The sequence below is a fragment of the Achromobacter sp. ACM03 genome, from assembly GCF_014851665.1.
Lineage (GTDB): Bacteria > Pseudomonadota > Gammaproteobacteria > Burkholderiales > Burkholderiaceae_B > Achromobacter > Achromobacter aegrifaciens.
Map to the genome: position 1 here is coordinate 1 of NZ_JACVAD010000014.1, position 23,504 is coordinate 23,504.

18 protein-coding genes, 1 tRNA gene and 1 pseudogene are annotated in these 23,504 nt (G+C 63.2%); 4 read left to right on the forward strand and 16 right to left on the reverse strand.

Annotation, left to right across the window (positions count from 1 at the left end; genetic code table 11):
• From IB257_RS31205 to IB257_RS31225, 5 genes are all read right to left on the reverse strand, one after another.
• A partial coding sequence (locus IB257_RS31205; protein ID WP_192493331.1) for a GTP-binding protein occupies positions 1-358 on the reverse strand: 358 nt, incomplete at its 3' end.
• Between the two features lie 76 nt (positions 359-434).
• Positions 435-2,537, reverse strand: a complete 2,103-nt coding sequence (gene fusA / locus IB257_RS31210; protein ID WP_054459383.1) for an elongation factor G — start codon at positions 2,535-2,537, stop codon at positions 435-437.
• Positions 2,538-2,555: 18 nt separating this feature from the next.
• The gene (gene rpsG, locus IB257_RS31215) at positions 2,556-3,026 is read right to left on the reverse strand and encodes a 30S ribosomal protein S7 (protein ID WP_006216561.1); all 471 of its coding nucleotides are present in this window, start codon (positions 3,024-3,026) and stop codon (positions 2,556-2,558) included.
• Between the two features lie 166 nt (positions 3,027-3,192).
• Entirely contained in the window at positions 3,193-3,570 is a 378-nt protein-coding gene (rpsL, locus tag IB257_RS31220; RefSeq protein ID WP_005017264.1) for a 30S ribosomal protein S12, read from the reverse strand.
• 550 nt (positions 3,571-4,120) lie between these two features.
• Positions 4,121-4,801, reverse strand: coding sequence for a response regulator transcription factor (locus tag IB257_RS31225; protein ID WP_370540143.1), 681 nt, complete (start codon positions 4,799-4,801; stop codon positions 4,121-4,123).
• A gap of 293 nt (positions 4,802-5,094) precedes the next feature.
• Between IB257_RS31225 and IB257_RS31230 the strand changes: the two genes are divergently transcribed.
• The 3 genes from IB257_RS31230 to IB257_RS31240 are packed head-to-tail and all read left to right on the forward strand — an operon-like array spanning position 5,095 to position 9,286.
• Positions 5,095-5,811, forward strand: coding sequence for a response regulator transcription factor (locus tag IB257_RS31230; protein ID WP_054459379.1), 717 nt, complete (start codon positions 5,095-5,097; stop codon positions 5,809-5,811).
• 33 nt (positions 5,812-5,844) lie between these two features.
• Entirely contained in the window at positions 5,845-6,954 is a 1,110-nt protein-coding gene (locus tag IB257_RS31235) for a FecR domain-containing protein (RefSeq protein ID WP_192493332.1), read from the forward strand.
• Between the two features lie 10 nt (positions 6,955-6,964).
• On the forward strand, positions 6,965-9,286 hold the full coding sequence (locus tag IB257_RS31240; protein WP_192353582.1) for a CHASE2 domain-containing protein: 2,322 nt from the start codon (positions 6,965-6,967) through the stop codon (positions 9,284-9,286).
• 12 nt (positions 9,287-9,298) lie between these two features.
• On the opposite strand, the gene IB257_RS31245 is transcribed toward IB257_RS31240, so the two are convergent.
• Positions 9,299-10,567, reverse strand: a complete 1,269-nt coding sequence (locus IB257_RS31245) for a serine/threonine protein kinase (RefSeq protein ID WP_125470761.1) — start codon at positions 10,565-10,567, stop codon at positions 9,299-9,301.
• A 155-nt stretch (positions 10,568-10,722) separates the two neighbouring features.
• Between IB257_RS31245 and IB257_RS31250 the strand changes: the two genes are divergently transcribed.
• Positions 10,723-11,118, forward strand: a complete 396-nt coding sequence (locus IB257_RS31250; RefSeq protein WP_054459372.1) for a TssQ family T6SS-associated lipoprotein — start codon at positions 10,723-10,725, stop codon at positions 11,116-11,118.
• Between the two features lie 108 nt (positions 11,119-11,226).
• Here IB257_RS31250 and rpoC read toward each other — a convergent pair whose 3' ends face one another.
• The 10 genes and pseudogenes from rpoC to IB257_RS31300 form a co-directional block, all read right to left on the reverse strand.
• The gene (rpoC, locus tag IB257_RS31255; protein WP_054459370.1) at positions 11,227-15,471 is read right to left on the reverse strand and encodes a DNA-directed RNA polymerase subunit beta'; all 4,245 of its coding nucleotides are present in this window, start codon (positions 15,469-15,471) and stop codon (positions 11,227-11,229) included.
• Positions 15,471-19,583 carry a DNA-directed RNA polymerase subunit beta gene (gene rpoB / locus IB257_RS31260; RefSeq protein ID WP_054459368.1) on the reverse strand — a complete coding sequence of 1,371 codons (4,113 nt, stop codon included), beginning with the start codon at positions 19,581-19,583 and terminating at the stop codon, positions 15,471-15,473. Before rpoB ends, rpoC begins: the two co-directional genes overlap by 1 nt.
• A 163-nt stretch (positions 19,584-19,746) precedes the next feature.
• The gene (gene rplL, locus IB257_RS31265; protein ID WP_042795892.1) at positions 19,747-20,127 is read right to left on the reverse strand and encodes a 50S ribosomal protein L7/L12; all 381 of its coding nucleotides are present in this window, start codon (positions 20,125-20,127) and stop codon (positions 19,747-19,749) included.
• Positions 20,128-20,208: 81 nt separating this feature from the next.
• Positions 20,209-20,733 carry a 50S ribosomal protein L10 gene (gene rplJ / locus IB257_RS31270; protein ID WP_054459366.1) on the reverse strand — a complete coding sequence of 175 codons (525 nt, stop codon included), beginning with the start codon at positions 20,731-20,733 and terminating at the stop codon, positions 20,209-20,211.
• 249 nt (positions 20,734-20,982) lie between these two features.
• The gene (gene rplA / locus IB257_RS31275) at positions 20,983-21,681 is read right to left on the reverse strand and encodes a 50S ribosomal protein L1 (protein WP_054459364.1); all 699 of its coding nucleotides are present in this window, start codon (positions 21,679-21,681) and stop codon (positions 20,983-20,985) included.
• Positions 21,682-21,683: 2 nt separating this feature from the next.
• On the reverse strand, positions 21,684-22,115 hold the full coding sequence (gene rplK, locus IB257_RS31280; protein ID WP_006389587.1) for a 50S ribosomal protein L11: 432 nt from the start codon (positions 22,113-22,115) through the stop codon (positions 21,684-21,686).
• A 66-nt stretch (positions 22,116-22,181) separates the two neighbouring features.
• Positions 22,182-22,715, reverse strand: coding sequence for a transcription termination/antitermination protein NusG (nusG, locus tag IB257_RS31285; protein ID WP_006389586.1), 534 nt, complete (start codon positions 22,713-22,715; stop codon positions 22,182-22,184).
• A gap of 9 nt (positions 22,716-22,724) precedes the next feature.
• Entirely contained in the window at positions 22,725-23,105 is a 381-nt protein-coding gene (gene secE / locus IB257_RS31290) for a preprotein translocase subunit SecE (RefSeq protein ID WP_192493333.1), read from the reverse strand.
• A gap of 64 nt (positions 23,106-23,169) precedes the next feature.
• Positions 23,170-23,245 (reverse strand) — tRNA-Trp (locus IB257_RS31295).
• Positions 23,246-23,377: 132 nt separating this feature from the next.
• Positions 23,378-23,504 (reverse strand): annotated as a pseudogene (locus IB257_RS31300) (elongation factor Tu); the annotation flags it as partial.

Below are 23,504 nucleotides of genomic sequence, written 5' to 3' on the forward strand. Positions count from 1 at the left end.
TGTGTTCGCGGGTTTGCGGCATCGGGCCGTCAGCGGCCGACACGACCAGGATCGCGCCGTCCATCTGGGCGGCGCCCGTGATCATGTTCTTCACATAGTCAGCGTGGCCCGGGCAGTCAACGTGCGCATAGTGACGCGCTTCCGTTTCGTACTCGACGTGAGCCGTGTTGATCGTGATGCCGCGAGCCTTTTCTTCAGGAGTCGCGTCGATCTGGTCGTAGCCCTTGGCTTCGCCGCCGAACTTGTTCGACAGAACGGTCGTGATGGCCGCCGTCAGGGTGGTCTTGCCGTGGTCAACGTGGCCGATGGTGCCGACGTTCACGTGCGGCTTGGTGCGTTCAAACTTGCCTTTTGCCATGATCTCTATCCTTTGACTTTCAAGGAAATTTCGATATTTGCCGCGCCGCCTTTTGGGCGGACGCGGCGAGGGTTATTTACTTGGCCCGAGCGGCGATGACTTCGTCAGCGACGTTCTTGGGAGCCTCGGAGTAATGCTTGAATTCCATCGTGTACGTGGCACGACCTTGCGTCAGCGAACGCAGGTTCGTGGCGTAACCGAACATCTCGGCCAGCGGAACTTCGGCCTTGATGGTCTTGCCGCCGCCAACCATGTCGTCCATGCCCTGAACCATGCCGCGACGCGAGGACAGATCGCCCATCACGGTGCCAGCGTAGTCTTCAGGCGTTTCGACTTCAACGGCCATCATCGGTTCCAGCAGCACGGGGCTGGCCTTGCGCAGACCTTCCTTGAATGCCATGGAGCCGGCCATCTTGAACGCGTTTTCGTTCGAGTCCACGTCGTGGTACGAACCGAAGAACAGCGTGACCTTGACGTCGACGATCGGGTAGCCAGCCAACACGCCCGAAGGCAGCGTTTCCTGGATGCCCTTGTCCACCGCGGGGATGTATTCGCGAGGAACCACACCGCCCTTGATGGCGTCCACGAATTCGTAGCCACCGCCAGGAGCCAACGGCTCGACCTTCAGAACCACGTGACCGTACTGACCGCGACCGCCCGACTGCTTGACGAACTTGCCTTCGACTTCGTCGCAGGTCTTGCGGATGGTTTCGCGGTAAGCCACCTGCGGCTTGCCGACGTTCGCTTCCACGCCGAATTCGCGCTTCATGCGATCAACCAGAATTTCCAGGTGCAGTTCGCCCATGCCGGAAATGATGGTCTGGCCGGATTCTTCGTCGCTGCGCACGCGGAACGACGGATCTTCCTGCGCCAGGCGCGACAGCGCCAGGCCCATCTTTTCCTGGTCAGCCTTGGACTTGGGTTCCACGGCCTGCGAAATCACGGGCTCGGGGAACTCCATGCGCTCCAGCGTCACGTGCGAATCGACATCGCACAGCGTTTCGCCGGTGGTCACGTCCTTCAGGCCCACGACGGCGGCGATGTCGCCAGCCAGAACTTCCTTGATTTCCTCGCGGTTGTTCGCGTGCATCTGCAGAATGCGGCCGATACGCTCCTTCTTGCCCTTGATCGGGTTGAACACGGTGTCGCCCGACTTCAGGACGCCCGAGTACACGCGGACAAAGGTCAATTGGCCGACGAACGGGTCGGTCATCAGCTTGAACGCCAGCGACGAGAACTTCTCGCCGTCGTCAGCTTGACGCAGGACTTCGTTGCCGTTGTCATCGGTGCCTTCGACCGGCGGAATATCCACGGGCGACGGCAGGTAGTCGATGACGGCGTCGAGCATGCGCTGCACGCCCTTGTTCTTGAAGGCGGTGCCGCACAGCATCGGCTGGATTTCGCCGGCGATGGTGCGCTGACGGATGGCCAGGTTGATCTCGGCTTCTTCCAGCGAGCCGGTCTCGAGGTACTTGTTCATCAGTTCCTCGGACGACTCGGCGGCAGCTTCGACCAGCTTTTCGCGCCATTCTTCAGCCGCGCCTTGCAGTTCGGCCGGAATGTCTTCGTAGTCGAACTTGATGCCTTGGCTGGCTTCGTCCCAGATGATCGCCTTCATCTTGACCAGGTCGATCACGCCCTTGAACGTGTCTTCGGCGCCGATGGGGATCACGACGGGGACGGGGTTCGCGCGCAGGCGGTTCTTCAGCTGGTCATAGACCTTGAAGAAGTTGGCGCCGGTGCGGTCCATCTTGTTGACGAAGGCCAGACGCGGCACGCCGTACTTGTTGGCTTGGCGCCACACGGTTTCGGACTGGGGCTGAACACCGCCCACCGCGCAGTAGACCATGCAAGCACCGTCCAGGACGCGCATGGAACGTTCCACCTCAATGGTGAAGTCCACGTGTCCCGGGGTGTCGATGATGTTGATGCGGTGTTCGGGATAGTTCTTGGCCATGCCACGCCAAAACGCCGTCGTAGCAGCCGACGTAATGGTGATGCCACGCTCTTGCTCTTGTTCCATCCAGTCCATGGTGGCTGCGCCATCATGCACTTCGCCAATCTTGTGATTGACGCCGGTGTAGAACAGGATACGTTCGGTCGTGGTGGTTTTCCCTGCATCGATGTGCGCAGAGATACCAATGTTGCGATAGCGCTCGATCGGGGTTTTGCGGGCCATGGTGGGTTAGTCCTTAAATTACCAGCGGAAATGGCTGAAGGCCTTGTTGGCCTCTGCCATCTTGTGCGTGTCTTCGCGCTTCTTCATCGCGGCGCCACGACCTTCGGAGGCGTCGATCAGTTCGCCAGCAAGACGCAGATCCATCGACTTCTCGCCACGCTTCTTGGCGGCTTCACGGAGCCAACGCATAGCCAGGGCCAGGCGGCGCACGGGGCGCACTTCAACCGGCACTTGGTAGTTGGCACCGCCAACGCGGCGGCTCTTCACTTCGACGATCGGCTTGATGTTGTTGATCGCCAGGCTGAAAACTTCGATCGGCTCCTTGCCGGTCTTGGTTTGCACTTGCTCGAGGGCGCCGTAAACGATGCGCTCGGCGACGGCCTTCTTGCCGTCCAGCATGACGACGTTCATGAACTTGGCGAGTTCGACGCTGCCGAACTTGGGATCGGGCAGAATCTCGCGCTTGGGTACTTCGCGACGACGGGGCATTGTTGCTTCCTTGTGTCTGTTCAGTTGAACCGTGTTTCATTACACGGCCATGGCCGTCCATGGAGACGACCCCTTACGTGCCGCGCACATTCCCATCATCTGGATGGCGCGGTCGCACTTCCCTAGTGACGGACTTCCGCCACGCGGGGGTACTGCTGACTCGTTATTAAGCCTTCTTCGGGCGCTTGGCGCCGTACTTCGAGCGGGCTTGCTTACGATCCTTGACGCCTTGCAGGTCGAGGGAACCGCGCACGATGTGATAACGCACACCGGGCAAGTCCTTCACACGACCGCCACGCACCAGAACCACCGAGTGCTCTTGCAGGTTGTGGCCTTCACCGCCGATGTACGAAATGACTTCGTAACCGTTGGTCAGACGCACTTTGGCAACCTTACGCAGAGCGGAGTTCGGCTTCTTGGGGGTGGTGGTGTACACGCGAGTGCACACGCCGCGGCGTTGCGGGCAGTTTTCGAGCGCGGGGCTCTTGCTTTTGATGATGCTGACTTCGCGCGGCTTGCGCACGAGTTGGCTAATGGTAGGCATGACCTTTGAAATCCCTTTTACGTACCACTGGGTAAGTACTTACGTACTCGTCTCCTCAAGCAGTGAACTTTCGGAGAAGGCAGTTCGCGCAAAACCGCCTCAAACGTTCGTATACGTAAAAGAGCGGGCTTGCCAACAAACTATGACAAAACGCACAAAGCTGGATGCCGTGGAGCGACGACGCCGGAAGGACCCGATGCCGCGAAGCCGTGTGGCCTGGAAGACGAAAGGCTCGTGACGCACCCCGTTCCCAGACACCGTACTTCTGAACCCTACCGCGGCCAGTTTTTGCGCGCGAAATAAAGCAGTAAGCCCTTTAGCATAACTGAGATAAAGGCTTGCTGTCAAAGAAAATTGTAAGGCCTGCGATGTGGCGTGTTGCCGGCAGAAGACCGCCCGTTCGGCGGCGCTCGCGGAAATTAGGGCCACATATGCCGAAAAACGGAAGCGGAAATCGGGGCCACTGATCGTGATGAACCGCGGGAAAACGATAGGCGGACTTTCCGGCAGCAGCTGGCGCCGGGCACGCCAACCAGTGTACCCGCCCGCGTTACTGATCGGCGAACAGGTAGCCGCTGCCGTAGACCGTGCGGATTGGCAACATCACCCCGGCCAGCTCGGCCTTGCGGCGCAAGCGGCTGACGATCACGTCGATGCTGCGCGAACCGCTGGCGCGCACCCCGCCGCCTTCAACCTGCAGCTCGTCGCCCAATTCGGTCCGGCCCACGGCCTTGCCCGCGACTTCCAGCAGCGAGCGCACGATCAGGCGTTCGTTGGCGGAGAGGGAGATGGTCGCCCCGGAGGGCGCCGCCAGGGTCCAGCCCTGGTCTCGCAGTTCCCACTGCCCGTTCTGGGCGGCCTCGGCCACGGACGCCGCGTCCTGCCCCGCGGGCAGGCGGCGCGCCAGGGACAGCAGGATGCAGGCCAGCTCGCGCGGATCCTGCGGATCTGGCAGACAGGCGTCTGCGCCGCTTTGCAGGCAGCGCAGGCGGCTATCCACCGACATGCCGCGCCCCGTGACCACGATGCCCATCGACGACGAGCCGTGCAGGCGCGCCACCAGGGCGTAGCCGATTTCACCCAAGGTCCCGACATCCAGGACCACGACGTCATAGCCGCCGCCGTTGAGCAATCCAAACAATTCGAGAGACGTCGAGCAACCGCGTGCAGAAATACCAGCTTGCAGCAATGCGGACACGGCAATGCCGCGAGCGGCCTCGTCCGGTGACATCATAAGTATGCGCAATTGATTCATATCTGTTCCATCCGACCAACAACCTCGACCGGCTCCGCCCCCGCCGTACTGCGGAGGGGAGAACGATTGAGACAGTGTGGCGCGTTGTTACGCAACAACTCCAGTCAAGATTCGTCAACTTTGCAATGTTTGACAGTTCTTGCCATAACGTAGCCAGCCGGGGCCCCTCCCGAGTTATCATTCGTTTACACCTATATATTCCTTTCTCATCTTGCAGTAGGGCGCCATAGCGCGCGCTTGCGTAGCAAACCTTCGCGAGAACACGTCTGATGAAAATCGCGTCGCTGGAAGACGACCTGGATCAAGCACGACGCATCCAGCAAGTTCTGACCACTGCCGGATACGACTGCACCAGTTATCAGCAAAGCCGGGATCTGCTGGCCGCGCTACGCACTGAGCATTTCGACCTGGTGCTGCTGGACTGGCATCTGCCCGACATCGACGGTGACGATGTGGTGCGGTGGCTGCGTGCCAATATCGGCCCGCGCATCCCGGTCATCTTCCTGACCAACCGGTCCAGCGAAGACGATCTGGTGGAAGGCCTGCGCGCGGGCGCGGACGACTACATCGTCAAACCGTTGCGCCCCCTGGAGCTGCTGGCCCGGGTGGCGGCCTTGCTGCGCCGCAGCCAGATTGCCGAGCCCGCGAACGATGCCTTCGACGTAGCGCGTTATCGCATCGAACCCGCCGCCCGCAGCATCACCCTGGATTCCGCGGTTGTGCCGCTCGCCCCCAAGGAATTCGAACTGGCGCTGCTGTTTTTCCGCAATGTCGGCCGCCTCATGTCCCGCGACGTGCTGGCTGAATGTGTATGGAACCGGGAAATTCCGGCCACCTCGCGCACCCTGGACACCCACTTGTCGAACATCCGGCAAAAGCTCCAGCTGCGTCCGGAACATGGCGTGCGTCTTACGTCTTCATATGCGTTGGGCTACCGGCTTGAGCTGATCAGCTCGCCGGAAGACATCGCAGTCAATCCGCAGTAAGCGCCTGCGCGCATCCCTGGAGAATCGAGAGTCATGAGCCGCTGCCGCGCGCTTTCTTTGCTTGCCCTGATGTCCTGCCTGACGCTGATGGCGCCGGCGCGCAGCCAGCCTGCCGGCGCGCTCGGAGATGATTTCATCTACCGCATACGGCAAGGCGATACGCTGATCGACCTGGCGACCCGCTATACGCACAAGCCGGCCAACTGGAACCAGTTGCAGACCCTGAACAAGGTCGTCACGCCCGAAACGCTGCCCATCGGGCTGGAGTTGCGCATTCCGCTGTCCATGATTCCCGTACAGCCCGCCGACGCCCGCGTCGTGCACGTCAGCGGCCAGGCGAACGTCGATGGCAAGCCCCTGCGGGCCGGCGATACCGTGGCCGAAGGCAGCACGGTCGGCACCGCCGCCAACGGCTTCGTGACGCTGGAGCTGGCCGATGGTTCCAAGCTGACGCTGCCGGCTGGCGGTTCGGTCGAATTGACGCGCCTGCGCCAGTTCGAAGGCACGGCGCTGACGGATTCCGTCGTCCAGGTGCAAAAGGGCGGCGTGGAATCGACCGTGGCACCGTCCGGACAGGGCGTGGGCCGCTTCGAAGTCCGCACGCCGGTCGCAGTCACCGGCGTGCGCGGCACGCGCTTCCGCGTACAAAGCGGCGCGCAAGGCGTGCACAGCGAAGTGCTGGAAGGCAGCGTGCGGCTGCAGCCCCACGCCCCCGGATCGGCCCCGGCCAAACCCGTGGCGGTGGCCACGGGCTACGGTGCGGCGGTCGGCGCGGACGGCGTCGTCTCGGGCATGCGCGCGCTGCTGGATGCGCCGCAACTGGGCACGCCCACGCGTGCGGGCGGCGGCGCCTGGACCGCTGACGTCTCGCCCGTGTCCGGCGCACAGAGCTATCTGGTGCGCGTCTCGCGCGATGCCGAAGGCGCGTTGCCGGTATCGTCGACGAGCTTCCCCACCAACGACATCCGCTTTACGGCGCCCGGTCCCGGCACCTACTACGTGTCCGTGCGCGCGGTGGATGACCTGGGCCTGAACGGGCGCGACGCGATCGCAACCTTCGAGGGCGCGAACATGCTCCTGACCTCCGACGGCTCGGGCGTCGCCAGCGGCACGGGCGGCCTGATCACGCTGACCGATTACTAGAGCCCGCCCCATGGCCGACGCCGATCCGCAGGACCGGACCTCGCGCTCAGGGCTGTGGCTGACTGTGGCTTTGGCGGCGCTTGCCGCCATCCTGGGCGCCTTCAACGGCCTGGGCCGTTTCGACCAGATTCTTTATGACCGCGCCTTGTCGGTAACGGGGCGTGCCGCCGATCCCGATATCCTGATCGTCGCGATAGACGATGACAGCGTCAAGGCGCTGGGCCATTGGCCCTGGCGGCGCGCGGTCCACGCGGCGCTGCTGGACCGGCTGCAGGGCGCTCGAGCCGTGGCGCTGGATCTGATCTTCGCCGAACCGGACATGGCCAATCCGAACGACGACCGCATTCTGGCCGACAGCATCCGGCGCCACGGACGCGCCGTCCTGCCGGTCGTATTGGACCGGCTCGACCGCCCTTCCGCCGTCAACGAACCCATCCCCGGCGTGGCGCAGGCCGCGGCCGCGAAAGGCTTCATCAACGCGCGCATCGACCCGGATGGCGTGGTGCGCGAAGCCACCCTGACCGCGCAGCTTGGAGACCGCCGCTGGAACCATCTGGCCTTGGCCATGCTGGACGTCGGCGGCGAACCGGAATCCGCGCAAAAACTGTTGAAACGCGCCGCGCCTGACGGCAGCATCCTGATCCCCTACGCCGGCCCCACCGCGCATACGCGCACCGTGTCCTACCTGTCCGTGTTGCGCGGCGATCTGTCGCCGGAGGATCTGCGCGGCAAGTACGTGCTGGTCGGCGCCTGGGCCACCGGCCTGGGCGACGCTTACCCGACACCGGTATCGCATGACGTCAGCGGCATGTCGGGGGTGGAGATCATCGCCAACCTGCTGCACGCCGCGCGCGACGACATCGCCTATAGGCTGCCGCCCGCCTGGTGCAACGCGCTGTTTGCGGCGCTGCCCGTGCTGCTGGCCTGCCTGGCCCTGTGGCGACTGTCGCCCAAGCGGGCCCTGCTGGTCAGCCTGGCGCTGTTCGCCCTCATCCTGCTGACGGCACTGCTGCTGCTGGCCTATGCCTATGTGTGGTTCGCGCCGGCCGCGGCCCTGTTGGGCGTGACGCTGTGCTATCCGCTCTGGAGCTGGCGCAGCCAGGAGGCCGCGCTGCGCTACATGGACAACGAGCTGCGTCGCCTGCAGCGGGAGTACCCGCCGGTGCTGAACGAAGCCGGCGCCCAGGGCGCGGGACCCAGCGTGTCGCTGGAGAGCCGCGTCGGGGAGCTGCGCCGGGCGCTGGCCCGCGTGCGCAACCTGCGCCGCTTCCTGGCCGACGGCCTGGACGGCATGCCGGACGCCACGCTGGTTTTCGATCAGGACGGCCGCATGCAATTCCGCAACCAGGCGGCGGTCATGTATTTCCAGCGGCTGGGCATGCGCCCTCCCCGCGTCGGCCGCCCGGCCGCGCACCTGCTCGAGAAGACCATCTCCGATCCTGCCACGCGCCAACGCGTCGCCGAAGCGCTTAGCGGCCAAGGCCCGGTCGCCGCGTCATCGCCCTGGAGCGCCGACCTGGAAATACGCGACCACGCGGGGCGCGACCTGATCCTGAAATGCGCGCCCATCCATACCGCCGAAGGCAACTTCGCCGGCACCGTCACCACGCTGACGGACATCTCGCGCATCCGCCAGGCCGAACGCCAGCGCGAGGAAACCCTGCGCTTCATCTCGCACGACATGCGCGCGCCTCAAAGCTCGATCCTCGCGCTGGTCGAAATGAAGCAGGAAAGCGGCTCGGCCGAAGACCAGGGTGAAACCCTGGGCCGCATCGCCGCGCTGGCCAACCGTACGCTGCGCCTGGTCGACGACTTCGTGCATCTGACCCGTGCCGAGTCGATGACGATCAGCGCAGTAGAGCTGGATCTAGGCAGCCTGCTCCAGGACGCCGTGGACGAGTTCTGGGCCTCGGCGCAGAAGCGCGGCATTGAACTCACCCTCGCGCTGCCGCTGCCTGCCGCCTACGTCCGCGGCGATCAGACCCTGCTCATGCGCACGCTGTGCAATCTGATCGACAACGCCATCAAGTACAGCCCGGCGGACACGCGGATCGAATGCGGCGTCGACGAGGAACCCGGCTTCTGGCGCGTCAATATCCGCGATCAGGGCCAGGGTATCGCAGCGCAGGATCTGGCCCGCTTGTTCGAGCCGTTCTCGCGCGTGGGTGTGGAAACCCGCGGCGATGTCGGTGGCGCGGGCCTGGGCCTGGCATTCGTGCGCACGGTGGCCGAACGCCACGGCGGATCGGTCGAGGTCAGCAGCGAGCTGGGCGTGGGTTCGGTCTTCACGCTGCGCCTGCCGATGGCGCCGGAGGAGATGCCCGCGGCATAGCCGCGGCGATCCTTATTGGAAGACGTGCGAGATCACGGCGGGCTTGCCCGCCTTGACCTCCAGCGTCATGCGGTACGGGGGCAGATCGGCGTTGCGCAGCACCACCTGGTACTTGCCGGGTATCAGCCGCAGTTCCTTGACGGGCGGACTGATGCCCCGCGCCACGCCATTGATCCAGACCTCGCCCCAAGGGCGGATGTCCAACCGCACCAGCACGGGAACCGGCTTGGGCTTGGGAGCCTCTTCGGCCACGGCGGGAGTCTCGGCCGGCGCGGCCGCGGGCGGAGTTGACGTAGTCCCAGACGCCTCGGCGGGCACCGCCGGCTGAGCCGGAGTGTCGCTCTGAGCGGGCGCGCTTCCCGCGATTGGGGGTTGAGGCGCGGTTTCCTGCGGGGTTCGAACCTCCGGCAGCGATGGCGGCACCGCAGACGCGGCGCCCGGCGCCGGTGGCGATGGCGGCGGCAGGGGATGCACCGCCGGCGGGTTCGGCTGGACCACTTCGGACCGGGTAATCAGCGCATTCGGCGCGCCCATTCCCGACTCGAACCAGGCGTAAACGCCCGCGCCGATCAACGCCACGATGAGCAGCAGAACCAGCAGGGGATGGCGTCCGCGCGCAGGTTGATGCGCTGCGGCGGCAGCGGCGGGCGCCGCGCGCGAAGCCGGCGCCGGAATCACCGGGTCCGGCGCCGTTTCGACCGGCGCGGCGATGCCCAGCATGCCTGCCAGGTCGGCCAGCGTCTGCGGGCGGTCGGCGGGCGCCATGGCCAGGCCGGCGTCGATCACTGCCAGGAAGTCCTGGCTGTACTTCGGCAAACCCAGGGACGCAAGCGGCTCGTAGGTATCTTCCGCCCGGCGTTCAGGCGCCGGAGCGGGCTTGCTGCCGATGACCAGCGTATGCATCACCGCGCACAGGGCGTAGATGTCGCTCCAGGGGCCGCGCGGCCATTCCATCGAATCCGTGTAGAGTTCGAACGGCGCAAAACCCGGGGTCGGCGTGCGGGTAGCGCGGCGCGAACGCGCCACGACCAGTTCAGGCACCAGATGGGCACGGGCGTTTTCGTCCATACCCACCGTATCCAGCGAAATATCGCCGCAGATTTCACCTTGGGCATGCAGCGCCATCAAGGACGGCAGCAGATCGGACAAAAGCCGCTTGATGCGGGTTTCCGGCACCCCCCCCGCCGTGCTGGCGGCGATGGCGCTCAGCGGACGCAGTGCAAGCGGCGCGGCGCCGGAAAAGGGGCCACGCGGCGTCAGGAGGCCGGCGGAAGAAGACATGATCGGGACTGCGCTGTCGCGCGACAGCTGAATTAACTATGGAATAAGGCGAATATTATCCAATCCGCACCGCAAGGACATTGCCGAAAATGTCCGAGCGCATCAGGCTGTGGCACGATAGCGTACCGCTAAACCCCTCTACACCTTTGGAAGCCATGAAAATTCGCGTTCTGAGTAGTCTGCTCGGCTTATCGGCCCTGCTGGCGGGCTGCGCCGGCGTCTCATCCCAAAAGCCGGAAGCGCCTCCCACCGCGGAAGCCCTGGACCAGCTGCAGCAGGTACGCGACAAATACAGCGCCGGCCGCTACGGAGAAGTCATCCGCGGCGTCGCCACCTCCGACGCCCTGGCCACCTCCACCAAGGCCGTACGCATCGAGGCCTACAAGCTGCAGGCGTTCAGCTACTGCGTAAGCAAGTATCCGCGGCTGTGCGAAGACAGCTTCGCCCGCATTCTGGCGCTGGACCCCGCTTTCGAACTGGCGCCCAACGAAGCCGGCCATCCCGTCTGGGGGCCCGTGTTCCGGCACGCGCAGGCGCAGGTCGCAAAGTAAGCTCCCCTGCGCCAGACAAAAAAAGGCCGCTGATTCGCATCAGCGGCCTTTTTGATTCCGGGCATGCCGCGCCGGACTGCGCGCGGCATCCCTGCCGGGTGCTTCCGCTTATTCGGCGGAATCCTCGGCGCCCAGGTCGGAAGCCGGCGTTTCCGCATCCGAGCCCACCGTGACCGGCGAGTCTTCGAACGGGTTGGCCAGCTGGCGGGCTGCTTCGCGTTCCGCAGCCTCCAGCGCTTCCTTGTCCTTGCGGGCATGGTGGTAAGCCAGGCCGGTACCCGCCGGGATCAGGCGGCCGACGATGACGTTTTCCTTCAAGCCGCGCAGGTCGTCGCGCTTGCCCATGATGGCGGCTTCGGTCAGGACCCGGGTGGTTTCCTGGAACGAAGCGGCCGAGATGAACGAGTCGGTCGACAGCGAGGCCTTGGTGATACCCAGCAGCACGTTGTCGTAGCTGGCCGGACGGCGGTCTTCAGCCGTGACGCGGTCGTTCTCGTTCAACAGCTCGGAGCGCTCGACCTGCTCGCCCGGGATGAACTCGGTATCGCCGGCGTCGACGATGTTCACGCGACGCAGCATCTGGCGGACGATCACTTCAATGTGCTTGTCGTTGATCTTCACGCCCTGCAGACGGTACACGTCCTGCACTTCGTCGACGATGTAGGTCGCCAGCTTCTCGATGCCTTGCAGGCGCAGGATGTCGTGGGGATCGGCCGGGCCGTCCACGATCATTTCGCCCTTGTTCACCACTTGGCCGTCGTGCACCAGAACCTGCTTTTCCTTCGGAATCAGGAACTCGTGGCTCACGCCTTCCAGGTCGGTGATGACCAGACGCTGCTTGCCCTTGGTGTCCTTGCCGAACGAGACCGTGCCGGTGACGTCGGCGAGCATGCCGGCATCCTTCGGCGAACGGGCTTCGAACAGCTCGGCCACGCGCGGCAGACCGCCGGTAATGTCGCGGGTCTTTTGCGATTCTTGCGGAATACGCGCCAGAACTTCACCCACGGCAACCTGCTGGCCATCACGCACGGTGATCAGCGCGCCCACCGGGAACGAGATGTTCACCGAGTGATCGGTGCCGGCGATCTTGACGTCTTCGCCATTCTCGTTGACCAGCTTGATCTGCGGACGCATGACGATCTTGCCGCCACGGGTCTTCGGCGTGATGACGACGAGCGTCGACAGGCCGGTGACTTCGTCCACCTGCTTGGCAACGGTCACGCCTTCTTCGATGTTCTCGAAGCGGACGGCGCCGCCGTATTCCGACACGATCGGGCGGGTCAGCGGATCCCAGGTCGCCAGGCGCGCGCCAGCCTTCACGGCTTCGCCATCGCCCACCAGCACGGTCGCGCCGTACGGGATCTTGTGGCGTTCGCGCTCGCGGCCGTTGTCGTCGAAGATCGCCAGTTCGCCGGAGCGCGAGATCGCCACGCGTTCGCCCTTGGCGTTCGTGACGTAGCGCATCGTGCTGGCAAAACCGACGGTACCGCTGGACTTGGTTTCCACCGCGCTGGCCAGGGCCGAACGCGATGCCGCGCCACCGATGTGGAACGTACGCATCGTCAGCTGCGTGCCCGGTTCACCGATGGACTGGGCGGCGATGACGCCAACCGCTTCGCCCTGGTTGACCGGCGAGCCGCGGCCGAGGTCACGGCCGTAGCAGTGCGCGCACAGGCCATGGCGCGTTTCGCAAGTCAGCGGCGTGCGGACCTTGACTTCGTCCACGCCGATGCGGTCGATGGTGTCGACCATGTCTTCGTCCAGCAGGGTGCCGGCGACGATGGCCGTTTCCTGCGTGTCCGGGTTGACGATATCGACAGCAGCCACACGACCCAGGATGCGATCGCGCAACGGTTCGATGACTTCACCGCCTTCGACCAGGGCCTTCATGTTGTAGCCCTGCGAGGTGCCGCAATCGTCCTCGGTGATCACCAAGTCTTGCGTCACGTCGACCAGACGACGGGTCAGGTAACCCGAGTTGGCGGTCTTCAGTGCCGTATCGGCCAGACCCTTACGCGCGCCGTGAGTCGAAATGAAGTACTGGAGTACGTTCAGGCCTTCACGGAAGTTCGCGGTAATCGGCGTTTCGATAATCGAGCCGTCCGGCTTGGCCATCAGGCCGCGCATACCGGCCAGCTGGCGGATCTGGGCGGCCGAACCGCGGGCGCCCGAGTCAGCCATCATGTAGATGGAGTTGAACGATTCCTGGCGCACTTCCTCGCCGTGACGGTTGATCACGGGCTCGGTGGCCAGTTGTTCCATCATCGCCTTGCCGACCTTGTCGCCGGCCTTGCCCCAGATGTCCACCACGTTGTTGTAGCGTTCCTGGGACGTGACCAGACCCGACGAGTACTGCTTGTCGATTTCCTTCACTTCGCGGCTGGCTTCGGCCAGGATGCCTTCCTTGGCGGTCGGGATCAGCATGTCGCCCATGGCGATGGAGATACCGCCGCGCGTGGCCAGGCGGAAGCCCGACTGCATCAGCTTGTCAGCGAAGATCACGGTGTCGCGCAGGCCGCAGCGGCGGAACGACTGGTTGATCAGGCGCGAGATTTCCTTCTTCTTCAGCGCCTTGTTCAGCACCGTGAAGGGCAGGCCCTTGGGCAGGATTTCGGACAGCAGCGCGCGGCCGACCGTCGTCTCGTGACGGCGGATCACCGGCTGCCATTCGCCGTTCTCGTCGCGCTCGTGTTCCTTCAGACGCACGGTGATGCGCGACTGCAGTTCGACTTCGCCGTTGTCGTAGGCGCGCTGCACTTCAGCGACGTCGGTGAAGAAGATGCCTTCGCCGCGGCCGTTGATGCGCTCGCGCGTCGTGTAGTACAGACCCAGCACGATGTCCTGGGACGGCACGATCGACGGTTCGCCGTTGGCCGGGAACAGCACGTTGTTGGAGGCCAGCATCAGCGTGCGCGCTTCCAGCTGGGCTTCCAGCGACAGCGGCACGTGAACGGCCATCTGGTCGCCGTCGAAGTCGGCGTTGAACGCCGCGCAAACCAGCGGGTGCAGCTGGATCGCCTTGCCTTCGATCAGGACCGGCTCGAACGCCTGGATGCCCAAACGGTGCAGCGTGGGCGCACGGTTCAGCATGACCGGGTGTTCGCGGATGACTTCTTCCAGGATGTCCCAGACCACCGGTTCCTGGCTTTCCACCAGCTTCTTGGCAGCCTTGATGGTCGTGGCCAGGCCCATCATCTCCAGACGATTGAAGATGAACGGCTTGAACAGTTCCAGGGCCATCAGCTTGGGCAGGCCGCACTGATGCAGCTTGAGCTGCGGACCCACCACGATGACCGAACGGCCCGAGTAGTCGACGCGCTTGCCCAGCAGGTTCTGACGGAAACGACCGCTCTTGCCCTTGATCATGTCGGCCAGGGACTTGAGCTGGCGCTTGTTGGCGCCGGTCATGGCCTTGCCGCGGCGACCGTTGTCCAGCAGCGAGTCGACGGCTTCCTGCAGCATCCGCTTTTCGTTGCGCAGGATGATTTCCGGAGCCTTCAGCTCCAGCAGGCGCTTCAAGCGGTTGTTGCGGTTGATGACGCGGCGGTACAGGTCGTTCAGGTCGGAGGTCGCGAAGCGGCCGCCGTCCAGCGGCACCAGCGGACGCAGGTCCGGCGGCAGCACGGGCAGCACTTCCATGACCATCCACTCGGCCTTGATGCCGGACTTCTGGAAGCCTTCCAGCACCTTCAGGCGCTTGGAGATCTTCTTGATCTTGGCTTCCGAGCTGGTGGCCTTCAGTTCGCCGCGCAGCGTTTCCACTTCGCGGTCGATGTCGATGGTGCGCAGCAGTTCGCGCACGGCTTCCGCGCCCATCAGGGCACGGAAGTCGTCGCCGTACTCTTCGGTCTTGGCGAGGAAATCGTCATCCGACATGATCTGACCGCGCTTGAGCGGCGTCATGCCGGGTTCGATCACGCACCAGGCTTCGAAGTACAGAACGCGTTCGATGTCGCGCAGGGTCATGTCGAGCACCATGCCCAGACGCGACGGCAGGCTCTTCAGGAACCAGATGTGCGCGACGGGGCTGGCCAGCTCGATGTGGCCCATGCGTTCACGGCGAACCTTGGCGACGGTGACTTCCACGCCGCACTTTTCGCAGATCACGCCGCGATGCTTCAGGCGCTTGTACTTGCCGCACAAGCACTCGTAGTCTTTGATCGGGCCAAAGATCTTGGAGCAGAACAGGCCGTCGCGCTCGGGCTTGAACGTACGGTAGTTGATGGTCTCGGGCTTGCGAACTTCGCCGTAGGACCACGAACGGATCTTCTCGGGCGAGGCGATGCCGATCTTGATGGCATCGAACTGCTCGTCTTGCGAGACTTGCTTAAAGAGGTCGAGTAGCGCTTTCATTAGTTACGCTCCAAATCCATGTCCAGGGCCAACGAGCGGATTTCCTTGACCAGCACGTTGAACGATTCCGGCATGCCGGCGTCGATGACGTGATCGCCCTTGACGATGTTTTCGTATACCTTGGTACGGCCGGTGATGTCGTCGGACTTCACCGTCAGCATTTCCTGCAGGGTGTAGGCGGCGCCGTATGCTTCCAGCGCCCACACTTCCATTTCCCCGAAACGCTGACCGCCGAACTGCGCCTTGCCGCCCAGAGGCTGCTGGGTAACCAGCGAGTACGGGCCAGTCGAACGCGCGTGCATCTTGTCGTCGACCAGGTGGTGCAGCTTCAGGTAGTGCATGTAGCCGACCGTGACCGGACGCTCGAACTGCTCGCCGGTGCGGCCGTCGTACAGCCACGCCTGCGTGCGCGAAGGCGTCAGCGCCATGCGCTTGGCGACTTCGTCCGGATAGGCCAGTTCCAGCATCGTGGTGATTTCCTCTTCGGTCGCGCCGTCGAAGACGGGCGTCGCGAACGGCACGCCGTTCTTGAGGTTCTGCGCCATTTCCATGACTTCTTCGTCGGTCAGCTCGTCGATGCGCGCGCCGGTGCCGGTCGTGTTGTAGACCTTGTCCAGGTAGGCGCGGACGTTCTTGACCTGCGCAGTGCGCTCGTCGCGCAGCATGTCGGCGATGCGGTGGCCCACGCCCTTGGCAGCCCAGCCCAAGTGCACTTCCAGGACCTGGCCGACGTTCATCCGCGAGGGCACGCCCAGCGGGTTCAGAACGATGTCGGCCGGCGTGCCGTCAGCCATGTGCGGCATGTCTTCCACCGGGGTGATGCGCGAAACCACGCCCTTGTTGCCGTGACGGCCTGCCATCTTGTCGCCAGGCTGCAGACGACGCTTCACGGCCAGATAGACCTTGATCATCTTCAGCACGCCCGGGGGCAGCTCGTCGCCTTGCGTCAGCTTCTTGCGCTTTTCTTCGAAAGCCAGGTCGAACTGGTGGCGCTTCTGCTCCAGCGATTCCTTGGCCTGCTCCAGCACGACGGCGTGCGGCTCGTCGGCCAGGCGGATGTCGAACCACTGCCAGCGGTCCAGATCAGCCAGGTATGCCTTGGTGATCGTGGCGCCCTTGGCCAGCTTGCGCGGGCCGCCGTTGACGGTCTTGTTGACCAGCATCTTTTCGATACGGTCGAACTGGTCGTTTTCAACGATGCGCAGCTGGTCGTTCAGGTCCTGGCGATAGCGGCGCAGTTCATCGTCGATGATGGACTGGGCGCGCTTGTCGCGCACGATGCCTTCGCGCGTGAACACTTGCACGTCGATCACGGTGCCGGTCATGCCCGAGGGCACGCGCAGCGAGGTGTCCTTAACGTCGGACGCCTTTTCACCGAAGATGGCGCGCAGCAGCTTTTCTTCCGGCGTCAGCTGGGTTTCGCCCTTGGGCGTGACCTTGCCGACCAGCACGTCGTCGGCGCTGACTTCGGCGCCGATGTACGTGATGCCCGAATCGTCCAGACGGTTCAGTTGCGTCTCGGCCAGGTTGCTGATGTCGCGCGTGATTTCTTCCGGACCCAGCTTGGTGTCGCGGGCAACGACCGTCAGTTCCTCGATGTGGACCGAGGTGTAGCGGTCATCGGCAACAACCTTTTCGGAGATCAGGATCGAGTCTTCGAAGTTGTAGCCGTTCCAGGGCATGAACGCGATCAGCATGTTCTGACCCAGGGCGAGTTCGCCCAGGTCGGTCGATGCGCCGTCAGCCAGCACGTCGCCCTTGGCGACCTTGTCGCCACGCTTGACGATGGGACGCTGGTTGATGTTCGTGTTCTGGTTGGAACGGGTGTACTTGATCAGGTTGTAGATGTCGACGCCGACTTCGCCAGCGACGTTTTCTTCATCGTTCACGCGGATCACGACACGCTCGGCATCGACGTGGTCGACCAGGCCGCCACGCAGGGCTTGCACGGTCGTACCCGAGTCAACGGCCACGGTGCGCTCGATGCCCGTACCCACGACCGGCTTTTCCGGACGCAGGCAAGGCACGGCCTGACGTTGCATGTTGGCGCCCATCAGCGCGCGGTTCGCGTCGTCGTGCTCCAGGAACGGAATCAGCGAGGCGGCGACCGACACGATCTGCGACGGGGCAACGTCCATGTAGTGCACGTTGGCCGGGGCGGTCAGCATGGTTTCGCCGGCTTCGCGGCAAGCCACCAGGTCGTCCACGAAGCGGCCTTCCTCGTCCAGCGCGGCGTTGGCCTGCGCAATGACGTAGTGGCTTTCTTCGATGGCCGACAGGTAGTCGATCTGCTCGCTGACCTTGCCGTCGATGATCTTGCGGTAAGGCGTTTCCAGGAAGCCGTACTCGTTCAGGCGAGCGTACAGCGCCATGGAGTTGATCAGGCCGATGTTCGGGCCTTCCGGCGTTTCGATCGGGCAGACGCGGCCGTAGTGGGTCGGGTGCACGTCGCGGACTTCGAAGCCGGCGCGCTCGCGGGTCAGACCGCCCGGGCCCAGTGCGGAAACGCGGCGCTTGTGCGTGATTTCCGACAGGGGGTTGGTCTGGTCCATGAACTGCGACAGCTGGCTCGAACCGAAGAACTCCTTGATGGCAGCCGAGATCGGCTTGGAGTTGATCAGGTCGTGCGGCATCAGGTTTTCCGTCTCGGCCTGGCCCAGACGTTCCTTGACGGCGCGCTCGACGCGCACCAGGCCGGCGCGGAACTGGTTCTCGGCCAGTTCGCCGACGCAACGCACGCGACGGTTGCCCAGGTGATCGATGTCGTCGATCTGGCCACGGCCGTTACGCAACTCGACCAGCACCTTGATGGTTTCAAGGATGTCTTCGTTGGTCAGCGTCATCGGACCGGTGATGTCTTCACCACGGCCCAGACGGCTGTTGACCTTCATGCGGCCGACGCGCGACAGATCGTAGGTTTCTTCGCTGTAGAACAGACGCTGGAACAGCGCTTCCACCGCTTCTTCGGTGGGCGGTTCGCCAGGACGCATCATGCGGTAGATGGCAACGCGCGCGGCCATCTGGTCGGCGGTTTCATCGGTGCGCAGCGTTTGCGAGATGTACGGGCCGCGGTCCAGGTCGTTCGTGTAGAGGGCCTGGATGTCGTGCACGTTGGCGGCGCGCAGGGCGCCCAGCACGCTTTCCGTGATTTCGTCGTTGGCGTTGGCGATGACTTCACCGGTGTCCGGGTCGACGATGTTCTTGGCCAGCACGCGGCCATACAGGAAGTCTTCCGGCACGGAGATGCGCTGGATGCCGCCGGCAGCCAGGTCGCGCAGATGCTTGGCGTTGATGCGCTTGTCTTTTTCGACGATGACCTTGCCGCTACGGTCGCTGATGTCGAAACGGGCCATTTCGCCCTTCCAACGCTCAGGAACGAATTCCATCATCGCGCCTTCGCTCTTCAATTCGAAGTTGTCGAAGTCGAAGAAGTTGGCCAGGATCGATTCCGGCGTCATGCCGATGGCCTTGCACAGGATCGTGACGGGCATCTTGCGGCGACGGTCGACGCGGAAGAACAGGACGTCCTTCGGATCGAATTCGAAGTCCAGCCACGAGCCGCGGTAAGGAATCACGCGGGCCGAGAACAGGAGCTTGCCGGAGCTGTGGGTCTTGCCGCGGTCGTGCTCGAAGAACACGCCAGGCGAGCGGTGCAGCTGCGAAACGATGACACGCTCGGTGCCGTTGATGACGAAGGAACCCGTGCCCGTCATGAGCGGAATTTCGCCCATGTAGACTTCCTGTTCCTTCACTTCCTTCACGGTGGGCTTGCTGACTTCGCGGTCAAGCAGCACCAGGCGGACCTTGGCTCGCAGGGGCGAGGCATAGGTCAGGCCACGTTGCTGACATTCCTTGACATCGAACACCGGTTCGCCGAGCACATAGCTCACGAACTCCAAGCGCGCCATACCGTTGTGACTAACGATCGGGAAAATCGACGAGAACGCCGCCTGCAAACCGTCGGCTACGCGATCGGACGGGGCGGTATCCGCCTGCAGGAAAGTTAGGTAGGATTGAAGCTGTGTCGCCAACAGGAAAGGAACGTTTTGAACGTCTTCACGCTTGGCGAAGCTTTTGCGGATGCGCTTTTTTTCGGTGTACGAGTAAGGCATGAGCACTCCGACTCGAGGTTGCATGGGCCGTCAACCACGGCCCCAGGTGATACGACTCCAGGAAACCCCCCTGTAAAGGGCATACCCCCAGTAGGGGTTTCCTGGAAACGCAAAAGCCCGGGGACTGCAAACTGCGCTGTCCCCGGGCAAATTGACGCAGGTCTTACTTGACTTCGACCTTGGCGCCAGCTTCTTCCAGCTTCTTCTTGGCGGCTTCGGCGTCAGCCTTGGCCACAGCTTCCTTGACGGGCTTCGGAGCGCCGTCGACCAGGTCCTTGGCTTCCTTCAGACCCAGACCGGTCAGCTCGCGCACGGCCTTGATGACGCTAACCTTGTTGGCGCCGGCGTCGGTCAGGACGACGGTGAACTCGGTTTGCTCTTCAGCGGCGGCGGCAGCGCCACCAGCAGCGGGAGCAGCGACAGCGACAGCGGCGGCAGCAGCCGACACGCCGAACTTCTCTTCCATTTCCTTGATCAGCTCGGACAGCTCGAGCACGGTCATGCCAGCGATGGCGTCAAGGATTTCAGCTTTGTTAAGTGCCATTTTTCAGAACTCCAAATATTTTGGTAATGCCAGGGTTTGGGTGTCGCTCGGTCGTTCAGCGAATTCCGGACAGCAGGGCGATTAAGCCGCTGCCTTCTGGTCGCGCACGGCGGCGAGGCCACGGGCGAACTTGGTCGGAACTTCGTTGAGCGTACGCACGAATTGCGCGATGGGGGCTTGCATGGTGCCCAGCAGCTTCGACAGCAACTCTTCGCGCGAGGGCATGGTGGCCAGGGCCTTCACGCCTTCTTGGTTCAACAGGCTGTTGGGCAGCGAGCCCGCCTTGATGACCAGCTTGTCGTTGCTTTTCGCGAAACCTGCGAGGACCTTGGCCGCCGCGACCGGATCAGCGCTGATGCCATAGATCAGCGGACCGGTCAGTTGCTCAGCCAACGGCTCGAAAGCCGTGCCGGCAACAGCACGACGGGCCAGCGAGTTCTTCAGAACACGCAGATACACGCCCGATTCACGCGCAGTTTTGCGCAGTACGGTGACAGAGGCGACGTCCAGACCACGGTACTCAGCGATAACAATCGATTGGGCCTTGGCGACTTCCGCCGAGACTTCCTCGATCACCACCGCTTTCTCTTGACGATTGAGACTCACGGTTTGAACACTCCATCAAAAGACGCCTGGGGCCTGAGCCTTGCGCGTCAACCGAATGCGGCGCCTGGTCGAGTTCTTCGTGTAAAGAAATCTTCCTGGGGACGCCGTCTACGCTGGATCCGAACCTTACGGGCTTCGGTATTAAGCGGAGGGGTCCGGTACTGCTTGAACCACCCTGCTCCAGCGGTCTTTGACAGCAACATCCGGAGGAATCCGGATGCAGCCCAAAGTACGTTTACAGCTATCGGCTTAGTTGGCCGACAGCGAGGCAATTTCCACGCGCGCACCGCCGCCCATCGTGGACGAAACGGCCAGCTTGCGCAGGTAAATGCCCTTGGCAGCTGCGGGACGAGCCTTTTGCAGGGCGTCGACCAGAGCGGCCAGGTTGGTTTGCAGCTGTTCCACGCCGAACGACGCGCGGCCGATCGTTGCGTGGATGATGCCAGCCTTGTCGGTGCGGTACTGAACCTGACCGGCCTTGGCGTTCTTGACAGCGGTAGCGACGTCCGGGGTCACGGTGCCGACCTTCGGGTTCGGCATCAGGCCACGGGGGCCCAGGATCTGACCCAGGGCACCCACGACACGCATCGTGTCGGGCGAGGCGATGACCACGTCGAAGTCCATTTGACCGGCCTTGATCTGGTCAGCCAGGTCGTCCAGACCGACGATGTCGGCGCCAGCGGCCTTGGCGGCTTCAGCCTTGTCGCCTTGGGCGAACACGGCCACGCGGACCGACTTGCCGGTGCCGGCGGGCAGAACGACCGAGCCGCGAACCAGTTGGTCCGACTTCTTCGGGTCGATGCCGAGCTGCACGGCCACGTCAATGGATTCATTGAACTTGGCGACGGCGGTTTCCTTGACCAGGGTCAGGGCTTCAGCGACCGGGTACAGCTTGGTGCGGTCGATCTTCTGCGCAATGGCGGCGGCGCGCTTGGACAGTTTTGCCATGATTAGATCCCCTCAACCGTGATGCCCATGCTGCGGGCGCTGCCAGCGATCGTACGCACGGCGGCGTCCAGATCAGCGGCGGTCAGATCGGGGCCCTTGGCCTTGGCGATCTCTTCAGCTTGAGCGCGGGTCAGCGTGCCGACCTTGTCGGTATGCGGCTTGGACGAACCCTTTTGCACGCCGGCGGCCTTCTTGATGAGGACCGTCGCGGGCGGGGTCTTCATGATGAAGGTGAAGCTCTTGTCGGCGAAGGCGGTGATCACCACCGGAATCGGCAGACCAGGCTCCATGCCTTGGGTCTTGGCGTTGAACGCCTTGCAGAATTCCATGATGTTCAGGCCACGCTGACCCAGGGCCGGGCCAATCGGGGGGGAGGGGTTAGCCTTACCAGCCGGCACTTGCAGCTTGATAAAGCCGACGATCTTCTTCGCCATGCTTTGCTCCTTGCGGGTTATATCGCTCCTGGGCGTTCAGGCCTGGGAGCTCCCCGGGGGTTGAAATTAGGTCTTTTCGACCTGACTGAAATCGAGTTCGACGGGCGTGGCGCGACCAAAAATGGTGACAGACACGCGCACCTTGCTCTTTTCGTAATTGACTTCTTCGACGTTGCCGTTGAAGTCTGCAAACGGACCTTCCTTGACCCGAACCATCTCGCCCACTTCGAACAGGATCTTGGGACGGGGTTTCTCGACGCCCTCTTCCATCTGGGAGAGGATCTTCTCGACTTCCTTTTCGGAAATCGGGGTCGGACGGTTGCCCGAGCCACCCAAAAACCCGGTGACGCGGTTGGTGTTCTTGACCAGGTGCCACGTTTCGTCGGTCAGGTCCATTTCAACCAGGACATAACCGGGGAAAATGCGGCGCTCGGTGATCGACTTCTGACCACCCTTGACCTCGACGACTTCCTCGGAGGGCACAAGAATGCGGCCAAAAGACGTTTGCAGGCCCGCGCGCTCGATGCGCTCGTTCAGGGCTTTGTGTACGCTTTTTTCCATGCCGGAGTACACATGGACGACATACCAACGCTTACTCATTCGCCGTCCTTATTTCCAGCCCAGCAACAGGCCGTAAAGAATCCATTCGATGCCCTTGTCGAGCACCCACATGAAAAGGCCCATGACCGCCACAAACGCGAAAACGATACCCGTCATCTGGGTCGTTTCCTTGCGCGTGGGCCACGAGACACGCTTGACTTCGTTGTAGGACTCGCTGGCGAAGCTCAGGGTGCGGCGGCCGGGTTCGCTGAACCAGGCGATCACGGCTGCGACCACTAGGCCGCCGACGAATACGCCGATACGTGCAGGCATCGGTTGCGCGCTGAGCACGGAGAACCCGACGATGCCAGCAATAACGACAAGAACCGCCAGCCCGAGCTTCACCCGGTCGGCGGTACTGGTTACGGTTTCTACGCTGGTATTAGACATATTGCGACGCGAGCCGCCGTGAATGCGTAACTCGCGATGATCTCCCGCGGGTTTATCCTGGCGGTGGCAGGGGCAGTAGGAATCGAACCTACAACCTTCGGTTTTGGAGACCGACGCTCTGCCAATTGAGCTATGCCCCTAAAACACTACACTTGCACTACACAGCTGCTTCCGCCTACATGCAACAACTTGCGGAACCATACATCATACTACTTTTACAGCAAAGATGGATAGAGGGACTTTAGAGTCCACTCTACCCATCCGGGTATTGCTTACTTCAGGATCTTGGCGACGACGCCGGCGCCGACGGTACGACCGCCTTCACGGATGGCGAAACGCAGGCCTTCTTCCATGGCGATGGGGGCCAGCAGCTTGACCGTCATGGCCACGTTGTCGCCC

Bases quoted from the DNA above. Each gene is read 5' to 3' on its own strand.
- IB257_RS31235 (WP_192493332.1), top strand. From the start codon at position 5,845: ATGAGCCGCTGCCGCGCGCTTTCTTTGCTTGCCCTGATGTCCTGCCTG.
- rpoC (WP_054459370.1), bottom strand. From the start codon at position 15,471: ATGAAAGCGCTACTCGACCTCTTTAAGCAAGTCTCGCAAGACGAGCAG.
- rpsL (WP_005017264.1), bottom strand. From the start codon at position 3,570: ATGCCTACCATTAGCCAACTCGTGCGCAAGCCGCGCGAAGTCAGCATC.
- fusA (WP_054459383.1), bottom strand. From the start codon at position 2,537: ATGGCCCGCAAAACCCCGATCGAGCGCTATCGCAACATTGGTATCTCT.
- IB257_RS31240 (WP_192353582.1), top strand. From the start codon at position 6,965: ATGGCCGACGCCGATCCGCAGGACCGGACCTCGCGCTCAGGGCTGTGG.
- secE (WP_192493333.1), bottom strand. From the start codon at position 23,105: ATGTCTAATACCAGCGTAGAAACCGTAACCAGTACCGCCGACCGGGTG.
- IB257_RS31250 (WP_054459372.1), top strand. From the start codon at position 10,723: ATGAAAATTCGCGTTCTGAGTAGTCTGCTCGGCTTATCGGCCCTGCTG.
- rpoB (WP_054459368.1), bottom strand. From the start codon at position 19,583: ATGCCTTACTCGTACACCGAAAAAAAGCGCATCCGCAAAAGCTTCGCC.
- nusG (WP_006389586.1), bottom strand. From the start codon at position 22,715: ATGAGTAAGCGTTGGTATGTCGTCCATGTGTACTCCGGCATGGAAAAA.
- IB257_RS31230 (WP_054459379.1), top strand. From the start codon at position 5,095: ATGAAAATCGCGTCGCTGGAAGACGACCTGGATCAAGCACGACGCATC.
- rpsG (WP_006216561.1), bottom strand. From the start codon at position 3,026: ATGCCCCGTCGTCGCGAAGTACCCAAGCGCGAGATTCTGCCCGATCCC.
- rplL (WP_042795892.1), bottom strand. From the start codon at position 20,127: ATGGCACTTAACAAAGCTGAAATCCTTGACGCCATCGCTGGCATGACC.
- rplA (WP_054459364.1), bottom strand. From the start codon at position 21,681: ATGGCAAAACTGTCCAAGCGCGCCGCCGCCATTGCGCAGAAGATCGAC.
- rplK (WP_006389587.1), bottom strand. From the start codon at position 22,115: ATGGCGAAGAAGATCGTCGGCTTTATCAAGCTGCAAGTGCCGGCTGGT.
- IB257_RS31225 (WP_370540143.1), bottom strand. From the start codon at position 4,801: ATGTCACCGGACGAGGCCGCTCGCGGCATTGCCGTGTCCGCATTGCTG.
- IB257_RS31245 (WP_125470761.1), bottom strand. From the start codon at position 10,567: ATGTCTTCTTCCGCCGGCCTCCTGACGCCGCGTGGCCCCTTTTCCGGC.